Origin of the sequence: Pseudomonas sp. SH10-3B (genome assembly GCF_019891415.1) — a bacterium.
Lineage (GTDB): Bacteria > Pseudomonadota > Gammaproteobacteria > Pseudomonadales > Pseudomonadaceae > Aquipseudomonas.
On the sequence record NZ_JAFLXD010000002.1, the window covers coordinates 247,718 to 256,909 of the forward strand.

Genomic DNA, 9,192 nt, shown 5'->3' on the forward strand with positions numbered 1-9,192 from the left:
TGGCCGCGCACCCTGGCCCGGCAGTTGAGCCTGTTGTTGCTGCTGGCATTGCTGGCGTCGAACGCCATTGCGATGTTGTTTCTGCAACGCACCGGCAGCCTGATCCACCCGCTGTCGCGCAGTTTCAGCCTGGAACGCCTGGGGATTGCGCATCACACCGCAATCGACCTACCCGCCAATGAAACCGCGCACCTGCTGGCCGGCATGAGCACCGGCGACACACGCTTCTGGATTGCGCCCACACCAGAGGTCGCGCCGTTTGCCCAACGCCCGGAAGAACAGCGCCTGGCCAACGAGCTGCGCCACCAATTACAGCTGGATAACGCCGCCACCATCGGCATGCAATTGGAGCGCATCAGCGGCGCCGACGCCCGCACCCACGTGTTCAGCCCCGCCGGCTGGGCGCCGTTGCGCCTGCGCAGCAGCGTGCCGCTGCCCGACGGTACCTACCTGAATGCCGTGCAATACCCCGCCGGCGCCTATGAATGGGGCCGCGTCCTGGCCTACAGCCTGCCGGTGACCACGCTGCCGGTGCTGCTGATCGTGATGTTTTTCATTGCCCGCGTGGTGCGCCCGATCAAGACCCTGGCCCAGGCCACCGAGCGCGTCAGCCGCGGTGAATGGATCGCACCGCTGGCGCAAATCGGCCCGCAGGAAGCCCGTGACCTCACCGCCGCCTTCAACACCATGCAGGCCAGCCTCGCCCGGCATGTCGAAGGCCGTACGCGGATGCTCGCAGCAGTCAGCCACGACCTGAACACGCCGATCACCGAACTGCGCCTGCAAGTGGAATTGCTGGAGCCCGGCGCAGCCCGCGATGACATGCTCGAAAGTCTCGCCGAACTGAGCGCGATGGTGCGTGAAACCCTGAATTTCGTGCGCGACGACGCGGTGCAGGAAGCTACCACCACGCTTTCGTTGAGCGACTTGCTGGATGACCTGGCCAAGCGTTACCAACGCCTGCGACAGCCCGTCACCTGGGCCGGCGCACCACCGTTACGGCTGACCTGCCGGCCGCTGGCGCTCAAACGCGCACTGACCAACCTGATCGACAACGCCCTGCGCCACGCCGGCGATGCCGACCTGAACCTGGTTCGCGAGGACAACGGCTGGCTGCGCATCGAGATTCTCGACCACGGCCAAGGCTTGCCCGAAGCGTGGCTGAGCAAAGTCTTCGAGCCCTTCGTGCAACGGGGTGTCAGTGACGGCGGCGTGGGGCTCGGCCTGGCGATCGCACGGTCGTGCATCCAGGCCCATGGCGGCGAGCTGGTCTTGGAGAATCGCCCACCGGCCGGCCTGTGCGCGGTGGTGCGATTGCCTACAGCGCTTTAGAAGTTGAGCGTAGCGCCCATCCACAGGGTGCGGCCGTAGTTCACCGTGCCGTAGGTTTCATCGTCCAGACGCTTGTCGGTGAGGTTGTTGAGGGAGGCGTTGAGGGTCAGCGAATCGCTCACGTCATAGGAACCCCCGAGGTCGGCGGTGGTGTAGCCCGGTGCCGGTTTGTCGGTGGTAATGGTGTTGCCGGTTTCCTCACCGTAGTAGCTCAGCGAGGCCCAGGCCTGGGTGCGGTCGTTGAGAGTCCACTCGGTGCGCACATTGGCTTTTTGCTCCGGTGTGAGGGCCAGCGGCGCGCCTTTGTTGGCACCGCTTTTCTGCTCGGAATCGGTGTAGGTGTAGTTGGCCTTGAGCAGCACGCTGGGGTTGATGTCCCATTGGCCGTTGAGCTCCACGCCCTGGATGATCGCCTTGTCGACGTTGACCCGTTCCATGATGGTGTAGCCGTTCCAGCGTCGGTCGGTGGTGACGGTCGAGAGCTTGTCCTGAAAGTCGTTGTAGAACAACGTCACGCCGCCGGACAGGTTGTCGCGGTTGCTCCACAGCGCCGAGACTTCATAGTTGGTGCTGGTCTCGGGCTTGAGATCCGGGTTGCCGAACATCACGAAGCGGTTGCGGCGCAGGTAAGCGTAATCCTCAACCACCGCACGCAATTCAGGCGCCTTGAAACCTCGGGCGATACCGCCCTTGAACGTCCATTGTTCGGTGGCACGCCACACCCCGTAGACCCGTGGGCTGACGTGGGCACCGTACTCTTCGTGCTCATCCAGGCGCAGGCCGGTGGTCAGGGCGAAGCTGTCGGTCATCGACCATTCGTTTTCCGCGAACAGCGCTTTTTGCACCACCGAGAATTTATAGTCGACGCGATCCCCAAGGCCCTGGTTCCAGTCGGTCAGTTCGCTTTTATTCCATTGCACGCCCACGGTGCTGACGTTGCGGGCGGTGGGCATCACCAGCTTGGCGTCAAACACAGTGTTCTTGATCTCGGGTTTGCGCCCGTAGATGTCAGTCTGAGCCGGTGTCGCCTTGCCTTCACGGCTGGAGGTTTCCTGGGACAGCGCGATGTCCGAGGTGGCCCAGCCCCAGCGGCCCTGATGCGACAGCGACCAGTGATCGCGGTTGTTTTCCTGTTCGCGGGTGGCCCAGTTGGCGCTCATGCCGTCGCCATTCTTCAAGCGCGTGGCGCCGGCTTCCAGCAGGATGTCGTGGTCGATAGTGGGGGTGAAGGCCAGGCGCGCGGTGAGGTCGCGGTGGTCAGCCTTGCTGAAGCCATTGGTCTGCTCGATGTCGTCATCGGCCTGGCGGTCCAGGTAGCGGCCCCACACCTGCAAACCAAGGAAATCTTCCTTGAGCGGGCCACTGAGGTAGAACTGGGTCTGGCGTGCATTGCCCTGGTCGCTGTGCTGGCGCGCCGAGTAGTCATACCCGATGGAGCCGCCCCAGGTCGGTGAGACCTTGCGTGTGATCACGTTGATCACCCCGCCGATGGCGTCCGAGCCGTACAGCGACGACATCGGCCCGCGCACCACTTCAATCCGCTCGATGGCTGCGGCCGGTGGTACAAAACTCTGCTCGTAACCACTGTTGCCGTTGACCCGCGATTCCCGCGCGCTCTGGCGCTTGCCGTCGACCATGATCAGGGTGTAATCCGCCGGCATGCCACGGATGGAGATATCGGTTTCATTCGCCCCGCCGTTGACCGTCACACCTTCGACGTCACGCACGGCATCGCCGAGGTCGCGGTAGGACTTGCGACGCAATTGCTCGCCATCGATTACGGTGACCGAGGCCGGCGCGTCTTCCACGTTTTGCGCAAAACCGGATGCAGTCACCACTACATCATTGAGTTCCAGGGCAACGGGCTCATCCGCGTGGGCATGAAGACTGGCGGCAACCAGCAGGGCCAGGGGCGAGAAACGAAAAGCAGGCAGCATGGGCGAAGACCTTCGGATTAGACTCAAAAGAGAATCGTAATCATCCAGCCCGGGATAACTTGGACAAAGTGTGACAACTCAAGCCGCCGCGACCGCTGCGGTACGGCGCTCACGCAGCAGATGGAAGGCCACGAAGGCCGTCACTGCAAAACACGCCTGGATGATGATCATCGGCGTGGCACTGCCGTCGCGCAGATGGCTCAGCAACAGGCCGCTGCAGGTCGCGCCGAACATCTGCGCAAAGCCCATCAAGCCCGCCGCCAAACCGGCGCGGTGAGCGTTGGGCATGACCCCACCGGTCACAGACCCGGGCAATACCAGGCCACCGCCGAGGGTCGCCAGCGCAATCGGAATATCCAGGCCCAGTACCGACAGGCCGAACAGCGCATAAATCACCAGCGCGGCAATCCCGCCCATGGCCACCAGCGTCACGCCCATCGCCACGATCCGTTGCGGCCCCAGGCGCAGGATGTTGCGCCGGGCGTAGGTGGAACCGATGATCAGCATCGACACGATCAGGCCAAAATTGATGCCGTACTCCAGGCTGCTCAAGCCCAACAAGTTGATGAACACCGCCGAAGAACCAGCGATCACCGCGAACATGGCGCCATAGGTGCACGCCAGCGCCACGGCAAACGCGCGGTACTGGCGGCCCTTGAGCAAATCCAGGTATTGCCCGCCGAGGGTGCGCCAGTGGCCGGCCCTGGGGTCGAGGGCGTGGTTGCTCTCGCGAAAGAACAGCAGCGCCAGCAGTAACACCACACTGCCAATCACCAGTGCCAGCAGGATCGGCGCACGCCAGCCCAGCAGCTTGATCAGCAGGCCGCCGACCATCGGGGCGACAACGATGGCGTAGAGCATGCCGATCATGGTCAGCGCCAGCGCCGGCCCCGCCTCGGCCTTCCACACGTCACGTACCACGGTGCGCGCCAATACCAATGCGGCGCAGGCGCCGAGGCCTTGCACGACGCGAGCGGCGATGAATTGGTGGATGTCATTGACCAGCAGCATCGACAAGGTCGCCAGCACATACAGCAGCAGCCCGCCGATCAGCACCGGACGGCGGCCGATACGGTCCGACAGCGGGCCGAACAGCAGCTGCCCCAGGCCAAAGGCGGCGACAAACGCCGACAGTGCCATCAACGCCGAACCAGGCGGCGCCAGCAGCGCCTGCTCGATCACACCCAAGCCTGGGATGATCAATTGGGTCGAGACTTCACCCAGTGCCGTCAGGGCCACCAGTAAAAACAACAAGCTTCGCGAGGGGACCGGGGCGTTCGACATGGGGATTATCCGGGGCTGGATTTATTTATATTTCGACCATAATATGCGTAAAAAATTATGTCCATAATTTTTTGCCCAATGGTCATCCCCGGAGCCCGACATGCACCCTCTCCCCTTGCGTCTTTTCCCGCCCCTGGCCCTGTTAGTCATCCTCAGCGGCTGCAACAGCCAGGCCGATACCGCCGCCGAAGTGCCGCAACCGCGTCCGGTACTCGCCGCCAAGGTCGAAGCCGCCGGCACTCAGCAAAGCGCCTACACCGGTGTCGTGGCGGCGCGTACGGAAAGCGACCTAGGTTTCCGGGTCGGCGGCAAGGTCATCGAACGCAAGGTCGACCCCGGCCAGCATGTCTCCCGTGGCGACACCCTGCTGGTGCTGGATATCGGCGATTTCGAGCTGGCCCTGCGCTCGGCGAAAAACCGCGTCAACGCCGCCCAGGCACAACTGCGCCAACGCCGCGACGATGAAAACCGCTACCAGCGCCTGGCCAGTACCGGTGCCGTGTCACGGCAGATCTTCGACCAGTCGGCGACTAACTTGCGCGTGGCCGAGGCCGAGCTGGCTGCGGCGCAATCCGATGCCAGCCAGATCGAGAACCGCCGCACCTACTCCGTGCTCAAGGCCGACGGCGACGGCATCATCACCGACGTGCGAGTGGATCGCGGCCAAGTGGTGGCCGAGGGGCAAATCGTCGCGCGCCTGGCCCATGACGGCGCCCGCGAAGCCATCGTCAACCTACCGGAAAACCAGCGCGACCAGGCCTCGCAAAAAGCCCTGGCCTTCCCCTTCGGCGCCCCCGACCAGGCGGTAACGGCGACCTTGCGCGAACTGTCCGCCAGTGCCGACCCTGCCACCCGCACCTACCGCGCCCGTTATGTGCTGCACGGCGGTGTCGAGCGCTTCGCCCTCGGTTCGACCATCACCGTGCGCCTGCAAGGCAACGGCCAGGCGCAACAAACCCGCGTGCCCATCGGAGCGTTGCACGATGCAGGGCAAGGCACCGGTGTGTGGTTGATCGGCGCGGATGACAAGGTCAGCTTCGCCCAGGTCTCGGTCGCCAGCCTCGGCCAGGAAGACGCCCTGCTCGACAGCGGCGTGAACCCCGGCCAGGTCGTCGTCGCCCTCGGCGCGCACCTGTTGCACAGCGGCGATGCGGTGCGCCTGCTGCCCGCCCAGGCACTGGCCCTCAACCGCAAACAGGATCAATGAGTATGCGCGGCATCAACCTCTCGGAACTGGCGGTCAAGCACCGCGCAGTCACACTGTTCTTGATCATTGCGATCCTCGCCGCCGGGATCTTTTCGTTCGGCAAACTGGGGCGCGCCGAAGACCCGTCGTTTACCGTCAAGGTCATGACCATCACCGCCGCCTGGCCCGGCGCCACCGCCCAGGAAATGCAGGAGCAAGTGGCCGACCGCCTGGAGAAGCGCTTGCAGGAACTCGACTACTACGACCGCGTCGAGACCATCGCCCAGCCGGGCTTTGTGTCGATGCGCATGACCTACAAGGAGTCCACGCGCCCCAGCGAAATCCAGGACCTGTTCTACCAGACGCGCAAAAAACTCAGCGATGAAGCCGCCAGGCTACCCAACGGGGTGATCGGGCCGTTCTTCAACGATGAATATTCCGATGTTTACTTTGCGTTGTATGCCCTGGAAGCCGAGCACCTGCCCCATCGGCAACAGGTGCAAATGGCCGAGGATTTACGCCAGGGCCTGCTCAATCTGCCGGGGGTGAAGAAGGTCAATATCCTCGGCGAGCAGGCGCAGCGGATCTTCGTCGAGTTCTCCTATGAGCGCCTGGCGACCCTCGGGATCAAGCCGGACCAGATCTTCAGCGCCCTCGCCGCACAGAACGCCGTGGCGCCGTCTGGCTTCGTCGAAACCGCCGGGGCCCGCGCCTATATCCGTGTGGACGGCGCCTTCGACAGCCTGGCGCTGATCGAAAACGTGCCCCTGGAAGTCAACGGCCGCGTGCTGCGCATTGCCGATGTGGCCAGCGTCAGCCGCGGTTATGAGGACCCGCCCAGCTACCGCATCCGCCACCAGGGCGACCCGGCGCTGATGCTCGGCGTGATCATGGAAAAACACTGGAACGGCCTGGACCTGGACAAAAGCCTCAAAGCCCAGGAAGCCCGGATCCAGGCGGACCTGCCCTTGGGCGTGAACTTCGCCAAAGTCTCCGACCAGGCGAAAAACATCAGCCTGGCGGTGAATGAATTCATGCTCAAATTCTTCGTCGCCCTGGCCGTGGTGATGATCATCAGCCTGTTGGCGTTGGGCTTTCGCGTCGGCCTGGTGGTGGCGGCTGCGGTGCCGCTGACCTTGTCGGTGGTGTTTGTGATCATGCTGCTCACCGGGCGTGAGTTCGACCGCATTACCCTGGGCGCACTGATCATTTCCCTGGGGTTGCTGGTGGATGACGCGATCATCGCCATTGAAATGATGGTGGTGAAACTGGAGGAAGGTTTTGATCGCATTCATGCGGCCACCTTCGCCTGGAGCTCCACGGCGGCACCGATGCTCACCGGTACGCTGGTGACCATCATCGGCTTTCTGCCGGTGGGGTTTGCGCGGTCCGGTGCAGGGGAATACGCGGGGAATATCTTCTGGATCGTCGGCTTTGCGCTGATCTCGTCGTGGCTGGTGGCGGTGGTGTTCACGCCGTACCTGGGCGTGAAGTTGCTGCCGCAGATCAAACCGGTGCCCGGTGGTCACGACGCGATTTATGCCGGGCGCTATTACCAGAGGCTGCGCAGCTTGGTTGAAGCCTGCGTGCGTCAGCGTTGGTGGGTGACCGGGCTGGTGGTGGCGGCGTTTGTGCTGTGCGTACTGGGCATGGCCGTGGTGAAGAAACAGTTCTTCCCCAACTCCGACCGATCCGAGCTGATTCTTGAGGTGTATATGCCGCCCGGCAGCGCCTTCAAGAGTACCGAAACGGTGGCGGCGCAGTTGGAAAAGGCGCTGCTGCAAGAGCCACAAACCAGCATGGTCGACACCTACGTGGGCGGCGGTGCACCACGCTTCTTCCTGTCACTGAACCCCGAAATGCCGGACCCGGCGTTTGCCAAGCTGATCGTGCAGACGCCGGACTCTCACGCCCGCGACGCCTTGAAGCTGCGCATGCGTGAGCGAATTGCGGCCGGTGAGTTTCCGGCGGCGCGGGTACGGGTCACCCAATTGCTGTTCGGCCCACCGGTGCCCTTCCCGGTAGTGTTCCGCGTGTCAGGCCCGAATGTGGAGGTGCTGCGCGGTGTGTCCGAAGACGTGCGCAAGGTGGTCGCCGCCAACAGGCTGACCAAGGACGCCTTTCTCGATTGGGGCGAGCGCACCAGCGGTTATCGCTTGGTGTTGGATCAAGACCGCCTGCGCCTGCTGGGTTTTACCCCCAACGAGGTCAAATCCCAGCTCAACGCCCTGCTCAGCGGCAACCCGATCACCGAAGTGCGTGAGGGCAACCGCACCGTGTCCGTGGTGGCTCGCGCCCAGGGCAACCAGCGCGAGAACCTCGGTAACCTCAACAACATGACCCTGACCAACAACGCCGGCACGTCGGTGCCCCTGGCCCAGGTCGGGCAGTTCCAGGCGGTGATGGAAGAACCGATCCTCAAGCGCCGCAACCGCGCAAGCACCGTGGAAGTGCGCGCCGACATCATCGACGGCGTGCAACCGCCCGACGTGGAAATGGCGGTGTACAAGGACCTGCAACAGCTGATCGCAAGGCTGCCGGCCGGTTACCGGATCGACATCGGCGGCCCGGTGGAAGAAAGCGCCAAGGCCAACGTGGCGCTGGCGGCGCTGTTCCCGATCATGATCCTGTTGACCCTCACGGTGATCATGTTCCAGGTGCGTTCCTTCGGCGTGATGTTCATGGTCTTTGCCACCGCGCCGTTGGGCTTGATTGGCGCAGTGCCGACCTTGCTGCTGTTCAACCAGCCGTTCGGGTTCAACGCAATCCTGGGGCTGATCGGCATCGGTGGGATCCTGATGCGCAACACGCTGATCTTTACCGACCAGATCCGCCAGAACCAGGAACATGGCATGGCGATCCACGCGGCGATTGTCGAGGCCACGGTGCGGCGCGCGCGGCCGGTGATATTGACCGCGCTGGCAGCGGCGCTGGCGTTTATTCCGCTGACGCTATCGGTGTTCTGGTCGTCCCTGGCGTTTGTGCTGATTGGCGGGGTGCTGGTGGGCACGGTGCTGACGCTGTTGTTTTTGCCGGCGCTGTGCAGCCTGGTGCTGGGACGAGCGAAGACAAAGGTTGTCGATACGGCCCACGTGACCGCCGGATAAGCCCTACTCCTCGCCATTGAAAACCGCTGCAAAGTCCCTCGCCTGATTAAACAGTGCGAGGGATTGCAGATGGTTGTTTTTGTTAAGGCCCTGGTTGTCGGGGCTGCCTCTTGATTCCCGTCATTGCCAGCTTTGTCCTGGCCCCCATGGACGCCAAGGCGCCGGACGTGGAACGCGTCTTTCGTGACTTGCGCGGTTGCCTGAATACCTTTGATGAGTGGGCCGAAAGCTTCTGGAGCGTTTCGGCGCTGGAGCTTGAGCAAGTATTCAAGGTGGGGGATGAGGTGGCGCTGGTGGCGCCGGTTTCTTCTAAAGCCCCCAGTAAAACGGTCGCTATGTGCAAAGC

At 63.3% G+C, this 9,192-nt stretch carries 6 protein-coding genes; 4 read left to right on the forward strand and 2 right to left on the reverse strand.

Annotated elements, in window-relative coordinates; all coding sequences use genetic code 11:
• Positions 1-12: 12 nt before the first annotated feature.
• Positions 13-1,332, forward strand: a complete 1,320-nt coding sequence (locus J1G35_RS03085; protein WP_223013455.1) for an ATP-binding protein — start codon at positions 13-15, stop codon at positions 1,330-1,332.
• Here the strand turns inward: J1G35_RS03085 and J1G35_RS03090 are convergent.
• Both J1G35_RS03090 and J1G35_RS03095 read right to left on the reverse strand, forming a co-directional pair.
• A complete protein-coding gene (locus tag J1G35_RS03090; protein WP_223013429.1) occupies positions 1,329-3,269 on the reverse strand; it encodes a TonB-dependent receptor in 1,941 nt (646 codons plus the stop codon). The genes J1G35_RS03085 and J1G35_RS03090 overlap by 4 nt on opposite strands.
• A gap of 78 nt (positions 3,270-3,347) precedes the next feature.
• On the reverse strand, positions 3,348-4,553 hold the full coding sequence (locus J1G35_RS03095; protein ID WP_223013431.1) for a multidrug effflux MFS transporter: 1,206 nt from the start codon (positions 4,551-4,553) through the stop codon (positions 3,348-3,350).
• 100 nt (positions 4,554-4,653) lie between these two features.
• Between J1G35_RS03095 and J1G35_RS03100 the strand changes: the two genes are divergently transcribed.
• The 3 genes from J1G35_RS03100 to J1G35_RS03110 form a co-directional block, all read left to right on the forward strand.
• Positions 4,654-5,760: an efflux RND transporter periplasmic adaptor subunit gene (locus J1G35_RS03100; RefSeq protein WP_223013433.1), complete on the forward strand. Its 1,107-nt coding sequence runs from the start codon at positions 4,654-4,656 to the stop codon at positions 5,758-5,760.
• Between the two features lie 2 nt (positions 5,761-5,762).
• On the forward strand, positions 5,763-8,846 hold the full coding sequence (locus tag J1G35_RS03105) for an efflux RND transporter permease subunit (protein WP_223013435.1): 3,084 nt from the start codon (positions 5,763-5,765) through the stop codon (positions 8,844-8,846).
• A gap of 110 nt (positions 8,847-8,956) precedes the next feature.
• Positions 8,957-9,192, forward strand: a 236-nt coding sequence (locus J1G35_RS03110) for a hypothetical protein (RefSeq protein ID WP_223013437.1), incomplete at its 3' end; no start/stop codon positions are given.